19 protein-coding genes are annotated in these 20,011 nt (G+C 60.6%); 11 read left to right on the top strand and 8 right to left on the bottom strand.

The features are described 5' to 3' along the window. Positions 1 to 9: 9 nt before the first annotated feature. Both thiS and KW849_RS21850 read right to left on the bottom strand, forming a co-directional pair. Positions 10 to 210 (bottom strand): sulfur carrier protein ThiS, encoded by a 201-nt coding sequence (thiS, locus tag KW849_RS21845; protein ID WP_007953386.1) that lies wholly within the window; start codon positions 208 to 210, stop codon positions 10 to 12. 169 nt (positions 211 to 379) lie between these two features. Beyond that, a complete protein-coding gene (locus KW849_RS21850) occupies positions 380 to 751 on the bottom strand; it encodes a DUF423 domain-containing protein (RefSeq protein ID WP_218431222.1) in 372 nt (123 codons plus the stop codon). Positions 752 to 825: 74 nt separating this feature from the next. Here KW849_RS21850 and mtgA point away from each other — a divergent pair, with 74 nt between their 5' ends. Continuing rightward, positions 826 to 1,548, top strand: a complete 723-nt coding sequence (mtgA, locus tag KW849_RS21855) for a monofunctional biosynthetic peptidoglycan transglycosylase (RefSeq protein ID WP_218431223.1) — start codon at positions 826 to 828, stop codon at positions 1,546 to 1,548. A gap of 148 nt (positions 1,549 to 1,696) precedes the next feature. Here the strand turns inward: mtgA and rpoH are convergent, their stop codons facing one another. The 4 genes from rpoH to ftsY form a co-directional block, all read right to left on the bottom strand. Beyond that, positions 1,697 to 2,551, bottom strand: coding sequence for an RNA polymerase sigma factor RpoH (rpoH, locus tag KW849_RS21860; protein WP_108217063.1), 855 nt, complete (start codon positions 2,549 to 2,551; stop codon positions 1,697 to 1,699). Positions 2,552 to 2,670: 119 nt separating this feature from the next. Further along, entirely contained in the window at positions 2,671 to 3,693 is a 1,023-nt protein-coding gene (gene ftsX / locus KW849_RS21865) for a permease-like cell division protein FtsX (protein WP_218431224.1), read from the bottom strand. Beyond that, the gene (gene ftsE / locus KW849_RS21870) at positions 3,690 to 4,361 is read right to left on the bottom strand and encodes a cell division ATP-binding protein FtsE (protein ID WP_007975383.1); all 672 of its coding nucleotides are present in this window, start codon (positions 4,359 to 4,361) and stop codon (positions 3,690 to 3,692) included. Before ftsE ends, ftsX begins: the two co-directional genes overlap by 4 nt. Beyond that, the gene (gene ftsY / locus KW849_RS21875; RefSeq protein ID WP_218431225.1) at positions 4,358 to 5,839 is read right to left on the bottom strand and encodes a signal recognition particle-docking protein FtsY; all 1,482 of its coding nucleotides are present in this window, start codon (positions 5,837 to 5,839) and stop codon (positions 4,358 to 4,360) included. The genes ftsE and ftsY overlap by 4 nt, the downstream gene beginning before the upstream one ends. Positions 5,840 to 6,182: 343 nt before the next feature. Between ftsY and KW849_RS21880 the strand changes: the two genes are divergently transcribed. The 7 genes from KW849_RS21880 to KW849_RS21910 all read left to right on the top strand — a co-directional run bounded on the left by KW849_RS21880 (position 6,183) and on the right by KW849_RS21910 (position 14,465). Next, positions 6,183 to 7,538, top strand: a complete 1,356-nt coding sequence (locus tag KW849_RS21880) for a pitrilysin family protein (RefSeq protein ID WP_218431226.1) — start codon at positions 6,183 to 6,185, stop codon at positions 7,536 to 7,538. Further along, positions 7,531 to 9,021, top strand: coding sequence for a pitrilysin family protein (locus tag KW849_RS21885; RefSeq protein ID WP_218431227.1), 1,491 nt, complete (start codon positions 7,531 to 7,533; stop codon positions 9,019 to 9,021). The genes KW849_RS21880 and KW849_RS21885 overlap by 8 nt, the downstream gene beginning before the upstream one ends. Further along, positions 9,021 to 9,617 carry a 16S rRNA (guanine(966)-N(2))-methyltransferase RsmD gene (gene rsmD, locus KW849_RS21890; RefSeq protein WP_104450149.1) on the top strand — a complete coding sequence of 199 codons (597 nt, stop codon included), beginning with the start codon at positions 9,021 to 9,023 and terminating at the stop codon, positions 9,615 to 9,617. The genes KW849_RS21885 and rsmD overlap by 1 nt, the downstream gene beginning before the upstream one ends. Positions 9,618 to 9,743: 126 nt before the next feature. Continuing rightward, a complete protein-coding gene (locus KW849_RS21895; protein ID WP_218431228.1) occupies positions 9,744 to 11,090 on the top strand; it encodes a pitrilysin family protein in 1,347 nt (448 codons plus the stop codon). Next, positions 11,083 to 12,528, top strand: a complete 1,446-nt coding sequence (locus KW849_RS21900) for a pitrilysin family protein (RefSeq protein ID WP_218431229.1) — start codon at positions 11,083 to 11,085, stop codon at positions 12,526 to 12,528. Before KW849_RS21895 ends, KW849_RS21900 begins: the two co-directional genes overlap by 8 nt. 73 nt (positions 12,529 to 12,601) lie before the next feature. After that, positions 12,602 to 13,621, top strand: a complete 1,020-nt coding sequence (locus KW849_RS21905) for a hydrolase (RefSeq protein WP_218431230.1) — start codon at positions 12,602 to 12,604, stop codon at positions 13,619 to 13,621. Positions 13,622 to 13,625: 4 nt separating this feature from the next. Continuing rightward, positions 13,626 to 14,465 carry an AraC family transcriptional regulator gene (locus tag KW849_RS21910; RefSeq protein WP_218431231.1) on the top strand — a complete coding sequence of 280 codons (840 nt, stop codon included), beginning with the start codon at positions 13,626 to 13,628 and terminating at the stop codon, positions 14,463 to 14,465. 54 nt (positions 14,466 to 14,519) lie between these two features. Here the strand turns inward: KW849_RS21910 and KW849_RS21915 are convergent, their stop codons facing one another. Further along, on the bottom strand, positions 14,520 to 15,374 hold the full coding sequence (locus KW849_RS21915; protein ID WP_218431232.1) for a sulfurtransferase: 855 nt from the start codon (positions 15,372 to 15,374) through the stop codon (positions 14,520 to 14,522). Positions 15,375 to 15,408: 34 nt separating this feature from the next. After that, positions 15,409 to 16,080, bottom strand: coding sequence for a TetR/AcrR family transcriptional regulator (locus KW849_RS21920; RefSeq protein WP_218431233.1), 672 nt, complete (start codon positions 16,078 to 16,080; stop codon positions 15,409 to 15,411). A 145-nt stretch (positions 16,081 to 16,225) separates the two neighbouring features. Between KW849_RS21920 and KW849_RS21925 the strand changes: the two genes are divergently transcribed. The 3 genes from KW849_RS21925 (at position 16,226) to KW849_RS21935 (ending at position 19,971) form a co-directional block, all read left to right on the top strand. After that, entirely contained in the window at positions 16,226 to 17,656 is a 1,431-nt protein-coding gene (locus KW849_RS21925; RefSeq protein WP_218431234.1) for a coniferyl aldehyde dehydrogenase, read from the top strand. A 27-nt stretch (positions 17,657 to 17,683) separates the two neighbouring features. After that, positions 17,684 to 18,229, top strand: coding sequence for a twin-arginine translocation pathway signal protein (locus KW849_RS21930; protein WP_218431235.1), 546 nt, complete (start codon positions 17,684 to 17,686; stop codon positions 18,227 to 18,229). Positions 18,230 to 18,375: 146 nt separating this feature from the next. Next, entirely contained in the window at positions 18,376 to 19,971 is a 1,596-nt protein-coding gene (locus KW849_RS21935) for a GMC family oxidoreductase (RefSeq protein ID WP_108217077.1), read from the top strand. Positions 19,972 to 20,011 lie beyond the last annotated feature (40 nt).

Here is a 20,011-nt window from a genome sequence, read left to right on the forward strand (position 1 = left end):
CCGAGACTACTAGCCGCCGCCGATGGCGTGCACCACTTCGACGTTGTCGCCGTCGTTCAACGTGGTGTCTGCGTGCTGACTGCGCGGGACGATATCCAGATTGAGTTCGACCGCCACCCGGCGTCCGGTCAGGTCCAGACGGGTCAGCAGGGCCGCAACGGTTTCACCGTCGGGCAGTTCAAAGGATTCGCCGTTCAACTGAATGCGCATGCCGGATGCCGCCATCATTTTTAGGGGCTGGCATTCTAGCCCGATCAGTCAGGCCGACCCAAGCCATTCGTCTTGAAACTCGATCCCGTAGGAGCTGCCGCAGGCTGCGATCTTTTGATTTGAAAAAATCAAAGTCAAAAGATCGCAGCCTGCGGCAGCTCCTACAGGGTCAGCTCAACCGCCAGGCGGCGAGCCCCAGGCAGAACCAGCCCACCAGAAACGCAAGACCGCCAAATGGTGTGATGATGCCAAGATTGCTGACACCCGTCAGCGTGAGCACGTACAAACTGCCGGAGAACAGCAGGATACCGATGGCAAACGATGCGCCAGCCCAGGTGATCAGGCGGCCGGGAATCTGCGTGGCCAGGAATGCGACACCCAGCAACGCCAGGGCATGCACCAGTTGATAGGTGACGCCTGTGTGGAAAATCGCCATGTACTCGGCACTCAGGCGGCTCTTCAGGCCATGGGCGGCAAAGGCGCCGAGGCCGACACCGGTGAAGCCGAAAAAAGCGGCCAGCATCAGAAAGCCACGCAGCATGCAGAACTCCAGTCAGTTTCGATCCAAAGGGTCTGTATAATGGCCCGCTCAACGGGTTCGGCCAAGCCATCTCTATGCTGCGTATCTATTTCCGTCATTTCTCCAAGGCCGTGCTCTGGTTCATGGGTGGCAGCGTATTGCTGGTGCTGATCTTTCGCGTGGTGCCGCCACCGGGAACGGCGCTGATGGTCGAGCGCAAGATCGAATCCTGGTTTGACGGTGAACCCATCGACCTGCAACGGACCTGGAAACCCTGGGACGAGATCTCCGATGACCTGAAAGTCGCGGTGATTGCCGGCGAAGACCAGAAATTTCCGGAGCACTGGGGCTTCGATATCGGCGCGATTCAGGCAGCGTTTGCCCATAACGAGCGCGGCGGTTCGATCCGTGGCGCCAGCACCCTGAGCCAGCAAGTCTCGAAAAACCTGTTCTTGTGGTCCGGCCGCAGCTGGCTGCGCAAAGGCCTGGAAGCCTGGTTCACCGGACTGATCGAAGTGCTCTGGCCCAAGCAGCGGATTCTTGAGGTGTACCTCAACAGCGTCGAATGGGATGACGGTGTGTTTGGCGCTGAAGCGGCGGCCCGGCATCATTTTGGCTTGAGCGCCAAGAACCTCAGCCGTCAGCAATCGAGCTTGTTGGCTGCGGTACTGCCCAATCCTCGTGTGTGGAGTGCGAGCCATCCGACCGCTTACGTGGCGCGACGTGCAGGCTGGATTCGGCGACAGATGAGCCAACTCGGTGGCGACAGCTATCTGGTGGGGCTCAATGATTCGCGCCGGGCGCCTTGGGCGCAGTAACTGAAAAAATCAAAAGATCGCAGCCTTCGGCAGCTCCTACATAGGATCGCGTACCCCTGTAGGAGCTGCCGAAGGCTGCGATCTTTTGATACTGAAAACAAAACGCCCCGATCAATGATCGGGGCGTTTTTTATTGCCAGGTCGTCAGTTAAGCAGCGATCGACAATTTGAGTTTGTTCATCGCGCTCTTCTCAAGCTGACGAATACGCTCGGCCGACACGTTGTACTTCTGCGCCAGGTCGTGCAGCGTGGCCTTTTCTTCCGCCAGCCAGCGCTGGTAGAGGATGTCACGGCTGCGGTCGTCCAGCACTTCCAGCGCTTCGTGCAGGTTGTGGTTGGAGTTGTCGCTCCAGTCAGCGTCTTCCAGTTGACGGGCCGGGTCGTACCGGTGGTCTTCCAGATAATTGGCTGGCGACTGGAAAGCACTGTCGTCGTCCGCTTCGGCAGCCGGGTCGAAGGCCATGTCATGGCCGGTCAGGCGACTTTCCATCTCGCGCACTTCCCGAGGCTCAACGCCGAGGCTTTCCGCCACGCGGTGGACTTCCTCGTTATTCAACCAGGCCAGACGTTTCTTCTGGCTGCGCAGGTTGAAGAACAGCTTGCGCTGGGCCTTGGTGGTCGCAACCTTCACGATGCGCCAGTTACGCAGGATGAATTCGTGGATTTCCGCCTTGATCCAGTGCACGGCAAAGGACACCAGGCGCACGCCCATTTCCGGGTTGAAGCGCTTCACGGCCTTCATCAGGCCGACGTTGCCTTCCTGGATCAGGTCAGCCTGAGCCAGGCCGTAGCCGGAATAGCTACGGGCGATATGTACGACAAAACGCAGGTGGGCGAGCACCATCTGCCGAGCCGCCCCCAAATCCTGCTCATAATAGAGACTCTCGGCCAGTTCACGCTCCCGCTCCGGCGACAGCAATGGAATGCTGTTGACGGTGTGCACATAGGCCTCCAGGTTCGCACCCGGGACCAGAGCATATGCAGGTTGCAAAGAATTGGTCATACGAAAAAACCTCCGACTTACAAACTCGTGCAGTTCAGCACTGCGAAAATTGACCGGAAACAGAAAGACAAGTTCCCAAAACCCAAAAACGCCGAAAGGTCAATACGAGCAAAATGATACTACTTAGGCGCAAGCTCCCTCAGGTGGCGTGCGACTGCAATCCATGCACCGATATACCCCAACAGCACCGCGCCAAGCAAGAGAGACAGACCGTCGGCAACTGGCACTCCAGCCAGCGCAAAATCACTGCCGTACAAGCCGGCCAGCCCCACCACCGCGTCATTCAGCCAGTCAAGGCCGAACGCGAGCACACCCCAGGACAGAACCCCCGCACCAAAGCCATACAGCGCGCCCATATATAGAAAGGGCCTGCGTACATAGCTGTCAGTGCCGCCGACCAGTTTAATCACTTCTATCTCTGTTCGGCGGTTTTCAATATGAAGACGAATGGTATTGCCTATCACCAAAAGTAATGCAGAAACCAGAAGCACGGTCAGACCGAAGACAAATCGATCACCCAGCTTGAGGATGGCTGCCAGACGCTCGACCCAGACTAAATCAAGTTGCGCCTGTTGTACCTTCGGCAGCTCGGATAGTTTTTGTCTTAATGCTTCAAGGGCCGGCTTGTCGACTTCGGTCGGCGTCACCAGTACCACGCCCGGCAGCGGGTTCTCCGGCAACTCCTTGAGCGCCTCGCCCAGACCGGACTGCTGCTGGAATTCTTCCAGCGCCTGCTCCCGGCCAACATATTCGGCATCGGCGACGCCAGGCATGCCCTTGATCTGATCGCGCAGCGATTCACCTTCCGCCGGCTTGGCCTCAAGGTCCAGATACAGGGAAATCTGCGCCGCGCGCTGCCAGGAACCGCCCAGACGCTCGACATTACTTAGCAAAAGTGACAGCCCCATGGGCAAACTCAGGGCCACCGCCATCACCATGCAGGTGAAAAAACTGCCGATGGGCTGCTTGCCCAGGCGGCGCAGGCTGTCCACCAGGCTGGCGCGATGGCTTTCGATCCAGGCACGGAACAACGTGGCGAAGTCTGGCCCGTCGTCATCGTCGCGTTTTTTCTTTTGCGGCTGCGGATCGGCGGCCTTCGGGGCCACGCGCTCGGAAACCTTGGGGCTACGTGTTGCACTCATACTGCCGCCTCCCCGTCACCGATCAATCGACCGCGTTGCAGCGTCAGCATGCGATGGCGCATGCGGGCGATCAGGGCCAGGTCGTGACTGGCGATCAGCACGCTGGTACCCAGGCGATTGATGTCTTCGAACACACCCATGATCTCGGCGGCCAGACGCGGGTCGAGGTTGCCGGTCGGCTCGTCCGCCAGCAGCAAGGCCGGACGGTGGACGATAGCGCGGGCGATGCCGACGCGCTGCTGCTGACCGGTGGATAGATCACCCGGGTACAGATCGGTTTTATCCGACAGCGCCACGCGCTCCAGCGCCGAGTCCACGCGCTTGGCAATCTCGGCCTTGGACAGACCCAGGATCTGCAATGGCAGCGCAACGTTGTTGAACACCGTGCGATCGAACAGCAACTGGTGATTCTGGAACACCACTCCGATCTGCCGGCGCAAGAAAGGAATCTGCGCGTTGCTGATGGTGCTCAGGTCTTGCCCGGCGAGCAGCAGCTTGCCGCTGGTCGGGCGCTCCATCGCCAGCAACAGGCGCAACAGCGTGGATTTACCGGCGCCGGAATGGCCTGTGACAAACAGAAACTCGCCACGACGAACTCGAAAGCTCAGCTCATGCAAGCCGACGTGACCGTTCGGGTAGCGCTTACCGACCTGTTCGAAACGAATCATGAACGCTCCCGCTCGGCAAACAATGCCTGGACAAAGGGTTCTGCTTCAAAGGTACGCAAATCGTCGATGCCTTCGCCGACGCCAATGTAGCGGATCGGCAGGCCGAATTGCTTGGCCAGGGCGAAAATCACCCCGCCCTTGGCGGTGCCGTCGAGCTTGGTCAGCGCCAGGCCAGTCAGCTCGACGGTCTGGTTGAATTGCTTGGCCTGGTTGATGGCGTTCTGGCCGGTGCCGGCATCAAGCACCAACAGCACTTCGTGAGGTGCGTCGGCGTCGAGCTTGCCGATCACCCGGCGAACCTTTTTCAGCTCTTCCATCAGGTTGTCTTTGGTGTGCAGGCGGCCGGCGGTGTCGGCGATCAACACATCGATACCACGGGCCTTGGCGGCCTGCACGGCGTCGAAGATCACCGAAGCCGAGTCGGCGCCAGTGTGCTGCGCGATTACCGGGATCTTGTTGCGCTCGCCCCAGACCTGCAACTGCTCCACCGCCGCGGCGCGGAAGGTGTCGCCGGCGGCGAGCATGACTTTCTTGCCTTCCAGCTGCAGTTTCTTCGCCAGCTTGCCGATGGTGGTGGTCTTGCCGGCACCGTTGACGCCAACGACCAGAATCACGAACGGCTTGTTCTGCGAGGTGACTTTCAGCGGTTGCTCTACAGGCTTGAGCATGGCCGCCAGCTCAGCCTGCAGGGATTTGTACAGGGCATCGGCGTCGGCCAGCTCTTTGCGTGCGACCTTCTGCGTCAGGCGCTGGATGATCACCGAAGTGGCTTCGACACCGACGTCGGCGGTCAGCAAGCGGGTTTCGAGGTCTTCCAGCAATTCGTCATCGATGACCTTCTTGCCCAGAAACAGACTGGCCATGCCTTCGCCGATACTGGCGCTGGTCTTGGACAGGCCCTGCTTGAGGCGGGCGAAGAAACCGGCTTTGGTTTCTTCGGTGCGCACTGGCTGGACCGGGGTTTCGACGGGAGCGGGGGCGGGAGCAGGTGCTGCAACAATCGGGGCTGCCGGTTCGATTACAACCGGTGCAGGTGCAGGTGCAGGCTCAGCCACAACGACTGGCTCCACCACCGGCTCGATCACAGGCGCATGAACCGGGGCCGGCGCGAACTCAGCCGGGGCCGGAATCGGCGGTGTCATGTGGGGGGCCTGGTCATTCTCGACCAGTGCCACCGGCTCTTCCGCGACGGGCAATGTCAGCCACGGCTCGGCAGCGGTGGTCAGCGGTTGCTCGATGATTTCACGGGCAGGTTCGGCGACGACTTCGTCCTGCGTCTGCAGCACTGGCTCGGCAATCGGCAGAGCAACCGGTGCAGGCGCTTCTTCTATTACCGGGACCGGCGTCGGCGCTGGTTCAGGAATGGTTTGTGGCTGTTCGACGACGGGTTCCTGCGGCTTTTTGCGCAGCCATCCGAACAGGCTTTTTTTCTCGCCAGCCGCAGCTGGGGTCTTCTTGTCGTCGTTGGAACCAAACATGGAGGACGGCTATCTCACGGTAGCGACGCGCCAATGGCGCCCCGGCAAATAAATATTCGATGCAGAACAGACTGCGATTGACCCAGCTTGTTCACGCGCAACATTTTGTTGAAGTGCTCAACGGCACCTCAAGCAATCGATTTCTCATAGGACTAAAGCAGCAAAATCGGCGAAAAAGCGGAACTCGGTTGATAAATATCCACCTTCCGTCGCAAACCCATACAACCTGATCAAGTATAAAGGCCTGATAGGCGTGGCCGCCGCTAAAACGGATCAGTATCCTAGCACCCTCTCGCCCGCTGACGCTAAGAACAAGCGGGCAGCCCCAAAGGTTTAAAAACGAATGAATGCTCTTGCCCGCCGCGCCGCAGGCCTGCTGCTCAGCACAGTTTGCCTGCCTCTCTCGGCCTTGGCCGCCGACCCGCAACCCACCCACGAATTCACTCTCGATAATGGCCTGAAGGTGGTCGTGCGAGAAGACCATCGTGCGCCTGTTGTGGTTTCCCAGATCTGGTACAAGGTCGGTTCCAGCTACGAGACGCCGGGCAATACCGGCCTGTCCCACGCTCTGGAACACATGATGTTCAAGGGTAGCGAGAAGGTTGGCCCCGGCGAAGCCTCGCTGATCCTGCGCGACCTCGGTGCCGAAGAGAATGCATTCACCAGCGACGACTTCACCGCGTACTACCAGGTGCTGGCCCGGGATCGCCTGGGCGTAGCCTTCGAGCTGGAAGCCGACCGCATGGCCAGCCTGCGCCTGCCGCCCGACGAGTTTGCCAAGGAAATCGAGGTCATCAAGGAAGAGCGTCGCCTGCGCACCGACGACAAGCCGATGTCCAAGGCCTACGAGCGCTTCAAGGCCATGGCCTACCCGGCCAGCGGCTACCACACGCCGACCATCGGCTGGATGGCTGACCTTGAACGGATGAAAGTCGAAGAACTGCGCCAGTGGTACGAAACCTGGTACGTGCCCAACAACGCCACGCTTGTGGTGGTTGGCGATGTCACCCCGGACGAAGTCAAAACCCTGGCCCAACGCTACTTCGGCCCGATCGCCAAGCGTGAAGTGCCCGCGGCGAAAAAACCGCTGGAACTGGCCGAGCCGGGCGAGCGCCAGATCACCCTGCACGTGCAGACCCAACTGCCTAGCCTGATGCTGGCCTTCAACGTGCCGAGCATCGCCACCGCCGAAGACAAGCGCCTGGTCAATGCCCTGCGCCTGATCTCGGCACTGCTCGACGGCGGCTACAGCGGACGCATCCCGACGCAACTGGAGCGCGGAGAAGAACTGGTGTCCGGCGGCTCGTCGAGTTACGACGCCTACACCCGAGGCGACAGCCTCTTCACCCTGTCGGCATCGCCAAACTCACAGAAACACAAGACCATCGCCCAGGCGCAAGCCGGATTGTGGAAGCTGCTCGACCAGCTTAAAACCACGGCGCCAACCGCTGAAGAGCTGGAACGCGTACGCGCACAAGTCATCGCCGGCCTGGTCTTCGAGCGCGACTCGATCACCAGTCAAGCCACCGCCATCGGCCAACTGGAAACCGTCGGCCTGTCATGGAAACTGATGGACACCGAACTGGCCGACCTGGAAAGCGTCACGCCGGAAGATATCCAGAAAGCCGCCAAGCTGTATTTCACCCGCGAACGTCTCAGCATCGCCCATGTATTGCCTCTGGAGACGACTCATGAGTGAGCGTAAACCCTCCCGCCTGGCCCTGATCGGCCTGGTCGCCGTCGCCGTTATCGGCTCCACCGTGTTCTATTTGTCGCGCCCTGGCGAAACCAATGCCAGCGAAGCCCTGGACAAGGCCAAGGCCAGCCAGAAACTGCAGTCGCTGACCGAGCTCAACGGCAAGGCACCGGACCACCGCAAGCTGGACGTACAAACCTGGAGCACTGCCGAAGGTGCGAAAGTGCTGTTCGTCGAAGCCCATGAGTTGCCGATGTTCGATATGCGCCTGATCTTCGCCGCCGGCAGTAGCCAGGACGGCGATACGCCGGGTGTGGCGGTGTTGACCAACGCCATGCTCAACGAAGGCGTGGCCGGCAAAGACGTCGGTGCCATTGCCCAGGGCTTCGAAGGCCTGGGCGCCGATTTCGGCAACGGCGCTTATAAGGACATGGCCATCGCGTCGTTGCGCAGCCTCAGTGACAAGGACAAGCGCGAGTCGGCCCTGAAGCTGTTCGCCGAAGTCGTCGGCAAACCGACCTTCCCCGCCGACTCGTTTGCCCGCATCAAGAACCAGATGCTCGCCGGTTTTGAATACCAGAAACAGAACCCGGGCAAACTGGCGAGCCTGGAACTGATGAACCGCTTGTACGGTGATCACCCGTACGCACACGCCAGCGACGGCACGGCGAAAACCGTCCCGGCGATCACCGTGGCCCAACTGCGTGCTTTTCACGAGAAAGCCTACGCGGCCGGTAACGTGGTGATCGCGCTGGTCGGCGACCTGTCCCGCGCGCAAGCCGAAGCGATTGCCGCCCAGGTGTCCAGCGCCCTGCCCAAAGGCCCGGCCTTGCCGAAAATCGCGCAACCGATCGAGCCCAAGGCCAGCGTCGGCCATATCGAGTTCCCGTCCAAGCAGACCAACCTGATGCTCGCGCAACTGGGCATCGACCGTGATGACCCGGACTACGCGGCATTGTCCATGGGCAACCAGATTCTTGGTGGCGGCGGCTTCGGCACCCGCTTGATGAGCGAAGTGCGCGAGAAGCGTGGCCTGACTTACGGCGTGTATTCGGGCTTCACGCCGATGCAGGCGCGTGGTCCGTTCATGATCAACCTGCAGACCCGCGCCGAGATGAGCGAAGGCACCCTGAAACTGGTGCAGGATGTACTGGCCGACTACCTTGAAACCGGCCCGACCGAAAAAGAGCTCGACGACGCCAAGCGCGAGCTGGCCGGCAGTTTCCCGCTGTCCACCGCGAGCAACGCCGATATCGTCGGCCAACTGGGCGCGATCGGCTTCTACAACCTGCCGTTGAGTCACCTGGAAGACTTCATGCAACAGTCCCAGGCCTTGACCATCGAGCAGGTCAAAGCCGCCATGAACAAACACCTGGGCACGGACAAAATGGTCATCGTCAGCGTTGGCCCGACCGTGCCGCAAAAGCCGTTACCGGCCCCTACTGACAAACCTTCCGAGCAACCGCTCGGGGTTCCGGAGCATTAATGGCAAGTCCAAAAAAACCCGCCAAAAACGTCCACAACGGCGTGAACCAGCTGCGCATCATTGGCGGCGAATGGCGCAGCCGCAAGCTGAGCTTCCCCGACGCCCCGGGCTTGCGCCCGACGCCGGATCGCGTGCGTGAAACCCTGTTCAACTGGCTCGCGCCTTACGTGCCGGGCGCCAAGGTGCTCGACCCGTTCACCGGCAGTGGCGCGCTGTTCCTCGAAGCCCTGTCCCGTGGCGCAGCCATGGGTCAGGCGCTGGACGCCAGCAGCATCGCGGTGTCCAGCCTGAAAGAGCACCTGGGCACATTGCGGTGCACCAACGGCCAGGTCCAGACCGCCGATGCCCTGCGCTACCTGGAAACCCAGACCGCGACGGCCTACGACCTGGTGTTCCTCGACCCGCCGTTCAACCAGAACCTGCTGCCCGCCGTTTGCAAGTTGCTCGAAGAACGCCAATGGCTGGCCGAAGACGCTTGGGTGTACACCGAAAGCGAGTCGGCGCCGTCGACCCTGGGCCTGCCGGAGAACTGGCGCCTGCACCGGGAGCAGAAATCCGGGCGCGTGTATTACTCGTTGTGGCAGCGCAGCGCCTGACGTTTCGGCGAGACGACTGCCCCCGATCTGGTTGTGAGGTGCATTACATAGTTACCGCCTGACATCCTTACGGATCATCCACAGTGGCTTGCGCAATTACCTGCAAACCACTGAGGATGAACACGGATGAACATCTCCCGCAGCACGTTTGTGCTGCCCTTTATCGCCTGTCTGCCGCTCATGGCCAGCGCGGCGACACCCCCCGCGACGCAAGACTTCGTACTGGATAACGGCCTCAAGGTTGTCGTGCGCGAGGACCATCGCTCCCCCATCGTCACCGCCCAACTCTGGATCAAGGTCGGCTCAAGCTATGAACCACCCGGCCAGTCGGGCCTGTCCCATGCCCTCGAACATATGGTCTACAAAGGCAGCAGCAAGGCCTGCGCCGCAGAGTTCGAGGCGATACTGGATAAGCTTGGCGCCAGGCAAAACGCATTCACCGGCACTGACTTCACGGTTTTTTACCAGACCCTGTCTTCCGGCCACACTGGCGTCGCGTTCGAAATACTGGCCGACCTGATGAGTACGGCCGAGCTGGATGCACAGGACTTCACACCGGAGCTTAAGGTCATTCAGGAGGAGCGTCGGATGCGTGTTGACGATGACGTCACCGTGCTGGCTCACGAACGACTGAACAGCATCGCCCACCCGGCCAGCGGCTACCGCACCCCGACGATTGGCTGGATGCACGATCTGCAACGCATGAACGCCGTGCAATTGCAGCAGTGGTATCAGGCCTGGTATTCGCCGGACAATGCGACGCTGGTGGTCGTTGGCGATGTTGCACCTGAGCGGATCAAGGCCCTGGCACAGCAGCACTTCGGCCACCTTGAGCGGCGAGCGACACCTGTGGCGCCTACACCCATCGAGCTGGCTTCTGCCGGAGAACGGTCACTGACCCTGTATGCACCAATAGCGTCCCCGCGCCTGATCATGAGTTTCAATGCGCCCAGCCTGACCACGGCACCGGATCGTCGGACCGCCCATGCCCTGCGCCTGCTCGATAGGTTACTGGCCGGGTCTAATAGCGCACGGATCAAACAGCAACTGCAACTGAGCGAGACGATATTCACCGAGGCCGACTCAGAGTACGACGCCTTCAATCGCGGCGATTCGTTGCTGACCATCAGCACCCAGCTCAACCCGGACAAGCTCAATGACGCTGACGAAGCCCGCGCCCGTCTGTGGCAAGTGATCGAATCACTGAAGAGCAAGGCACCGGAACCGGCAGAACTGGCGCGCGCGAAAAACCTCCTGATCGCAAACTCGGTTTATGCGCAGGATGATCTGGAAGGGCAGGCCAACACCTTGGGCCTGCTGGAAACCATCGGCCTGGACTGGCGGCTGGCCGATCAGGATACGGATGAGCTGAACAAGGTCACTCCCCTGGATATTCAACAAGTCGCAAAGACGTACCTGACGCGTGAGCGCTTGAGTACCGCGACAATCCTGCCGGAGAAAAACAATGGATAAGCTCAAAGGCCTCATCAATGGATTGATCCTGGCCGGCATGCTGTTGAGTGCACAGACCCCTGCCGTTGCAACCACGGCGCCCCAGAAACCAGTGCTGCAATCGCTCAACGAACCACAGCCTCCGACGATCCATCGCGCGCTGTCGATCAAGGGCTACAAAACGCTCAGCGGAACGAAGATCCTGTTCATCCGCACCCCTGGCCTGCCGATGTTCGATGCCCTGGTGAGTTTTGCCGCCGGCAGCGCCCACACCCCGCATCAACCCGGCCTGGCAGCGGTGACCTTCAGCCTTTTGAATGAGGGTGTGGCTGGCAAGGACATCAATGCCATACAGGCGACGTTCGATAATCTGGGTGCCCGGATGGGTATGGATATCAGCCAGGACCGGACCTTATTTTCCCTGCGAAGCCTGAGTGACGAATCGCGGCGCACTCCAGCCCTGGAACTGTTTGCCCAAGTACTCGGCAAACCGCTGTTGCCGCAAGGGTCCCTGCCTAAGTTGAAATCCCAACTGCAGTACTTTCTGGACCTTGAAGATCAGTCCCATGCCGCTCAAGCCCGAGAAGCCAATCTCGGCCAGCTGTTTCCCGACCACGGTTATGCTCAGTCCTTCTACGGAACCCGGGCCGGGCTTGCCTCCATCACCCGCACCCAGGCGCAAGACTTTCATCGCAAGGCTTATTCCGCGGGCAATGCCCAGATCACACTGGTCGGTGACCTCACCGAGGAAGAAGCCCAGCGCATTGGTGCGCAGATATCCGCGGCCTTGCCCCTGGGGCCGGCCACTGCCGCGATCCAGCCAGTGACAAGTCCAGCCGCTCCAGGTCTGCTGCGCGTTGAGCGACCATCGACCCAGGCTTACCTGCGCCTTGCCCAGCCAAGTGTCCTGCGAAACAGTCCGGACTACGTCGCGCTACAGATGGCCATGCGGATTTTCACCCACCGACTGAGCAATGAACTGCGTGAACGCCGAGGCCTGACCTACCACGTTGAAGCCGACCTTTCAGCCCTTCAGGCACAAGGATCGTTGACCATTGAATTGCAGACCCGACCAGAGCAGACCGATGCCGTGCTGGCCCATATCAAGACGATGTTCACCGACTTTCTCGCCCAAGGGCCGACCCGACAGGAACTCGCAGACACCCAACAGCAACTGACCGGTAGCGCGCCGTTGAACAGCGCTACCAATGCGCAGATCCTGAGACAGTTGCACGCTATCGGCGCCCACAATCTGCCGCTAGACCTCGACTTTGCCACGCAAGCCGCCTTGAAGCTGAACCTTGTATCAATCAAAAGCGCACTCAACCGGCATTACCTCGCCGACCAATGGCGCGTTGTCATCCTGGGGCCGAAGACAGATCAACAACCGCTGCCGGCTCCGAGTGAAAGCGCGACCAATAGCATGTGTCGCGTACCTGACAAGATTGTGGCAAGTTAGACAGCCATGATGACGCGGTCGCGGCGCTGCCGCGCCGCGTCTTCGGGCAGACTCATGAACACTTCCACCGAGAATGACTGTGCAATCGCACCCCGCACCGGCCTCACCGCTGTCCTTTACCCCCGCCTTTGGCATCGGCAATCCGCACTTGCAAACCTTGTGGGGGCCTCTGTGGCGTAAAACCGTGCACATCGACCGCGAACGCGAACGTCTTTGGCTTGAAGACGGCGATTTTCTCGATCTCGACTGGCATGGCCCGCACAGCGCCGACGCACCCTTGGTGCTCGTGCTGCACGGGCTCACCGGCTCCTCGAATTCGCCTTATGTCGCCGGCATGCAAAAAGCCTTGGGCGACCGAGGCTGGGCCAGCGTTGCGCTGAATTGGCGCGGTTGTTCGGGCGAACCCAACCTGTTGCCGCGCAGCTACCATTCCGGCGCCAGCGAAGACCTGGCCGAAACCATCAGGCACTTGCGGGCCAAACGGCCTCTCGCGCCACTGTATGCGGTGGGGTACTCCCTGGGCGGTAATATCCTGCTCAAGCATTTGGGCGAAACCGGCAGCGACAGCGACTTGATGGGCGCCGTGGCGGTGTCGGTGCCGTTCCGCCTGGACCAGTGCGCCGACCGTATCGACCAGGGTTTCTCAAAGGTCTATCAGGCGCATTTCATGCGCGAGATGCTCGCCTACATCAAGAACAAACAGCGGCAGTTCCAGCATGACGGACGCGAGGATGGCCTGGCCGCATTGGCCGCGCTTGGCTCGCTGGAAAACATGCGCACGTTCTGGGATTTCGATGGCCGGGTTACCGCACCGCTGAACGGCTTTGTCGATGCCGAGGATTACTATCGTCGCGCATCGAGCCGCTACTTCCTCGGCGAAATTCGCACGCCGACCCTGATGATTCAGGCGGCCGACGACCCCTTCGTATTTCCCCACAGCCTGCCGCACGTCGATGAATTGTCCGCCTGTACGCAACTTGAACTGCAAGCCAAGGGCGGGCACGTCGGTTTCGTAGACGGCACGCTCAGGCAACCGGGTTATTACCTGGAACGGCGCATCCCCGAGTGGCTGGTCGCCGTGGCTCGCGAGTAAAGCCATGGTCAGCGATCAGGGCGAGTCGATTCATTTCTGGCAAACCGCACCACTGGCCGGGGTCGAGTTATTGTCCGCCCGCTACATCGATCATCGTTTCGCGCCCCATGTGCATGACGGCTATGTGATCGGCATGATCATGGCCGGTGCCCAGCGTTATCGCTATCGCGGTGCCGAACACTTGGCGGGCAGCGGCACACTGGTGCTGATCAATCCCGATGAATTGCACACCGGTCATAAAGGTACCGAGGATGGCTGGCTTTACCGGGCGTTTTATCCGGACAGCGGACAGATAACCTCGCTGCTGGCCGAACTCGAATTGCCGACCCGCCACTTGCCGGCCTTCGGTGCCACGCTGTATCGCGATCAGGATCTGGTGAACGGCTTCTGCCAACTCCACCGTCTGCTGGAAAGCCCCGCCACGGCATTGCAGCAACAAACGGTCTGGCGCGAACTGGTGCTGTCGCTGTTGCAGCGTCATGCGGCGGTGCCCGATGCCGGCAAACCTGGCAAGGAACACCGGGCCGTGAGCCTGGCCAAGGAATTGCTGCAGGCGCAACTGGCAGCACCGCCCTCACTGGAGGCGCTGGCAGCGGCGGTCAATCTCTCGCCATTCCATTTCGCCCGAGTGTTCCGCCGTGCCACCGGCATGCCGCCGCACACCTGGCTGATGCAACAGCGCATCGCCCGGGCGCGGACGTTGCTGCAAAGTGGTTGTCTGCCGCTGGAAGTCGCGATGCAACTGGGGTTTGCCGACCAGAGCCATCTGAGCCGGCAGTTCAAGCAAGTGTATGGGGTTGGGCCGGGGGCGTATCGCACAGCCCGGCAGTTACCCGGATTTTGATGAAGACGGTGTTCAATGTGGGAGCGGGCTTGCTCCCACAAGGTTGTGTAGTGCTCATTCGCCAGTGGCAATGCCCCGCGCAGGCTCGTTGATCCATTCGCTCCATGACCCGGCATACAACGAACCCAACGGATAACCGGCCAGGCACAACGCAAACAGGTTGTGGCACGCCGTCACGCCGGAACCGCAGTACGCCACCAGATCGGTCGGCGAGCGATCACCCAGTTTCGCGGCGAAACGCTGCTTGAGCTGATCGGCCGGCAGGAAGCGCCCGTCACTGCCCAGGTTGTCGGTAAACGCCGCACACTGGGCGCCAGGAATATGCCCGGCAATCGGATCGATCGGCTCCACTTCACCCTTGAAACGCGGCAGTGCTCGGGCATCGAGCAGGGTCAGTTCCGGCCGGGCGAGGCGCTTTTGCAACTGCTCGGCACTGATCAGCAACGCCACGTCAGGACTGCCGGTGAAGGAACCACGGGTGATCGCCGGCGTATCCAGGCTCAACGGCAACCCCGCCGCATGCCAGGCCTTGAGCCCGCCATCGAGGATGAATACGCCATCGCGCTTGCCCAGCCAGGCCAGCAACCACCAGGCCCGCGCCGCATAGGCACCCGTGCCGTCGTCGTACAAAACCACTTCGCTATCGGCATTGATGCCCCAGGCTTGCAGGCGCTCGATCAGTTGCGCGGGTTCGGGTAACGGATGACGTCCGGTCACGCCCTTGACCACGGCGCCACTCAGGTCACGCTCAAGGTCGGCATAGCTTGAACCGGCAATGTGCCCTTCGGCATAGCTGCGCTGACCGTAATCCGGGTCTTCGAGGGCAAAACGACAATCCAGAATCACCAGCCCCGGCTGGTCCTTTTTCAGGTCCAGTGCTTGCGGGCTGATCAGTTGCGCAATAGGCATAACGGGCTCCTGTGATTTTTATCGGACTTCGATCCTACGACACTTCCTCAAGCGCCTGGGCCAGGGGCACGTAAAACTCTTCGAACAAGGCGTTGACCGCATCGCGGGCCTCATCCGTGACGAACCCGGCCTCCAGCACCAGCACCTGATACACCCCGCGTTTAATGGCCTGCTCGCTGAGGTGGCTGGAATTCTCTCGCGTGGTGCACAGGAAGCGCACCCAGGACGTGAGGATAATCCAGGCATTGAGGGTCAGGGATTCGATCTGCACCTTGTCCATCTTCAGAATGCCGGCGGCGACGAAGCCTTCGTAGATCGCCGCCCCCTGGATCAGGCAGCGCTGGGAAAAGCGTCGATAGCGGTCGGCCAGGTCCGGATCGCTGTCGAGCAAATGTTCGAGATCGCGATGCAGAAACCGGTAACGCCACATCGCCGCCAGCAGCTCCTTGAGGTAGAAGCGTTTGTCTTCCACCGTGGCAGCACGGCCCTGGGGCGGGTGCAGGAAGCTGTCCACCAGGCTTTCGTACTCGCTGAACAGCACAGCGATGATCGCCTGCTTGTTAGGGAAGTGGTAGTACAGGTTGCCCGGGGAAATTTCCATATGGGCAGCAATGTGGTTGGTACTGATGCTGCGCTCGCCCTGTTGATTGAACAGCTCCAGGCTGTTCTGCACGATGCGCTCGCTGGTTTTGATCCGTGGGGCCATGGCTTGAGCTTTAATTCAGAGTGCGTTGAGGGGCATCTTAGATCTATCCGCGAGTGGATAAAACAAAGCTGTTACAGGATGCTATTTGACTTTTTAGAGCATAGACTCTAAAAAGTTCCTCATTACAATAAATCCGGAGCCGACCATGACTGCTGAAATTTCCTACCTGCAGAAACTACAGCAGCCGCTGGAAGAGCTTCAGGCCCTGTTCGACGCCCAGCGTGCTGCCTACGCCGCCAACCCGATGCCACCCGCCGCGCAGCGCCAACAATGGCTCAAGGCGCTGAAGGATTTGTTGAACAATGAACGCCAGGCCCTGATCGATGCGATCAGCCAGGACTTCAGCCATCGTAGCGCCGATGAAACCCTGCTCGCCGAACTGATGCCCAGCCTGCACGGCATCCATTACGCCAGCAAACACCTCAAGGGCTGGATGAAAGCGTCGCGGCGCAAGGTTGGCGCCGCTTTCCAGCCGGCTTCGGCCAAAGTGGTTTACCAACCGCTGGGCGTGGTCGGAGTCATCGTGCCGTGGAACTACCCGCTGTACCTGGCCATCGGCCCGCTGGTCGGCGCGCTGTCGGCCGGCAATCGGGTGATGCTCAAGCTCAGTGAGTCGACCCCCGCGACAGGCCTGCTGATGAAACAACTGCTGGCGCGAATCTTCCCCGAAGACCTGGTTTGCGTGGTCTTGGGCGAGGCTGATATGGGCGTGGCGTTTTCACGCCTGCCGTTCGATCACCTGCTGTTCACCGGCGCCACCAGCATCGGCAAACACGTCATGCGCGCCGCCGCGGAAAACCTGACCCCGGTAACCCTGGAACTGGGCGGCAAGTCCCCGGCCATTGTTTCCCGCGACGTGCCGCTCAAGGACGCCGCCGAGCGCATCGCCTTCGGCAAGACCCTGAACGCCGGCCAGACCTGCGTGGCCCCTGACTACGTACTGGTGCCGGAGGATCGCGTCGGAGGTTTCATCGAAGCCTATCGCACAGCCGTCCGCGGGTTTTATCCGACGCTGGCCGACAACCCGGACTACACCGCAATCATCAATGGGCGACAACTGGCGCGCCTAAACGGCTACGTCAGCGATGCCACCAGCAAGGGTGCGTTGCTGATGCCGCTGTTCGACCAGGGCCAGGGCCGCCGCATGAGCCATAGCCTGCTGCTCAATGTCACTGACGAGATGACGGTGATGCAGGACGAGATTTTCGGACCGCTGCTGCCGATCGTGCCGTACAAGGATCTGGACCAGGCATTTGCCTACATCAACCAGCGCCCTCGCCCACTGGCGCTGTATTACTTTGGTTACGACAAGCGCGAACAACAGCGCGTTCTGCACGAAACCCATTCCGGTGGCGTGTGCCTGAACGACACGCTGCTGCACGTCGCCCAGGACGACATGCCGTTCGGCGGTATCGGTGCCTCGGGCATGGGTCATTATCATGGACATGAAGGGTTCCTGACCTTCAGCAAGGCCAAGGGCGTGCTGATCAAGCAGCGCTTCAACGCGGCGAAACTGATTTACCCGCCGTATGGCAAATCGATCCAGAAGCTGATCCAAAGGCTGTTCATCCGCTAACGATCTCACCGTCGGGTAATAACAATAATGAGCCCCAGCCTTTCCAATACACCCGCGCTGTCACGGCGCGGGCTACTTAAATTCAGCCTCGGCGCCAGCGCCTTTCTCGTCACTGCCGGATTGGGCGCCAGCCTCAGCGGCTGCTCGTCGAGTGTTCCAGCCAGTGGCTTCGTCACGTTACGCAGCGGCGACCTGCTGTTTTTGCGGGCGTTGATTCCAGTCATGCTCGAGGGAGCCGTAACCTCCGAACGAATGCCCGAGGCTGTCGAGGACACACTCAAAAGCCTTGATTACAACCTCGCTCACTTGTCACCGGAAATGCTCAAGTTGACCCGGCAACTGTTCGATGTGCTGGGCATGGCCGTGACCCGTGGACCGCTAACCGGGGTCTGGGGCAACTGGGAAAACGCCAGCGCCAACGACATCCGAGCCTTTCTCGATCGCTGGGAAAACAGCTCGTTGAGCCTGTTGCGCATGGGACACAGTTCTTTGCTGCAACTGGTGATGATGGCCTGGTACGGCCGCAAGGAATCGTGGGCGCATTGCGGGTATCCCGGGCCGCCAACTGTCTGAAACCGTGGCGCCCCCCACAGGTTTGAGGTGACCGCACCTTTTGCGAACGACTCGACCCTGTGGGAGCGAGCTCGCTCCGGGCGGCGTTCCGACGATAGCGTCAGCCGCTTCACCGCCTACTCCAACAATAAAAAGAGAACCCGAAGATGCCCGTACCCGATCCGTTCCGCGAAGGCATGGCCCGAGGCTGGAAAACCTACAACGGCTCGCAACTGACCCAGGACCTGACACTCGAAGCGGACGTGGCGATCATCGGCAGCGGAGCCGGCGGCGGCACCACCGCCGAAATCCTCAGCGCGGCCGGCTACAAAGTGCTGCTGATCGAAGAAGGCCCACTCAAGACCAGCAGCGACTTCAAGCTGCTCGAAGACCAGGCCTACAGCAGCCTTTATCAGGAAGGCATCGGCCGCATGAGCAAGGACGGCGCGATCACCATCCTCCAGGGCCGGGCGGTGGGCGGCACCACGCTGATCAACTGGACCTCCAGTTTCCGCACTCCGGAACCGACCCTGGAACACTGGGCCAAAGAGCACAACGTCAAGGGCCATAGCCCGGCGGAAATGGCGCCATGGTTCGAAAAAATGGAGCAACGCCTGGGCGTCGCGCCGTGGATGGTGCCACCCAACGCCAACAATGATGTGATCCGCAAGGGCTGCGAAGCACTGAATTACTCATGGCATGTCATCCCGCGCAACGTTCGCGGCTGCTGGAACCTCGGCTACTGCGGCATGGGCTGCCCGACCAACGCCAAGCAATCGATGATGGTTACGACCATTCCGGCGACCCTGGAAAAAGGTGGCGAGCTGCTTTACCTGGCCCGCGCCGAAAAACTTAACATCAGCGGTGACAAAGTCACCGGCCTGCAATGTTCGGCGATGGATGAACGCTGCGTCGCACCGACCGGGCGCACCATCACGGTCAAGGCGCGGCATTTCGTGCTGTCCGGTGGCGGCATCAACAGCCCGGCCTTGCTGATGCGCTCCGGGGCACCCGACCCGCACAAACGCCTGGGCAAACGCACCTTCCTGCACCCGGTGAACATGTCCGCCGCGCTGTTCGACGAAGTGGTCAACCCGTTCTACGGCGCGCCGCAGTCGATTTACTCCGACCATTTCCAATGGCAGGACGGCACCACCGGCAAGATGTCCTTCAAACTGGAAGTCCCGCCCCTGCACCCGGCGCTGGCCACGACGTTGCTCGGTGGTTTCGGCCAGGAAAACTCGCAGCACATGGCCAATCTGCCGCATACCCACGCCATGCTGGCGTTACTGCGAGACGGTTTTCACCCGGACAGCCCCGGTGGCAGCGTCGAATTGCGCAGCGATGACACACCGGTGCTGGATTATCAGCTTTCGCCTTACGCCTGGGATGGATTGCGCCGGGCGTTCCATACCATGGCCGAAATTCAGTTTGCCGGTGGCGCCAAGGCCGTTATGCCGATGCACGCCGATGCCAGTTACGTGAAGACACTCGCCCAAGCCCGTACGCTGATCGATGGCCTGAGCCTGGAGTTGTATCGCACACGCCTGGGCAGTGCCCATGTGATGGGTGGTTGCGCCATGGGTGAAGACCCGACAAACGCGGTGACCGACAGCCTCGGCCGGCATCATCAACTGGGCAATCTGTCGATCCACGACGGTTCGCTGTTCCCCACCAGCATTGGCGCCAATCCGCAGCTGTCGGTCTACGGACTGACGGCGCAACTGGCGACATCCCTGGCCGAACGTTTAAAAAATCCATGAAAATGACGATTATTCCCATCGTCTATAGTGCTTTCTTACC

This window comes from Pseudomonas sp. PDM26 (assembly GCF_019219185.1).
Taxonomy (GTDB): Bacteria; Pseudomonadota; Gammaproteobacteria; order Pseudomonadales; family Pseudomonadaceae; genus Aquipseudomonas.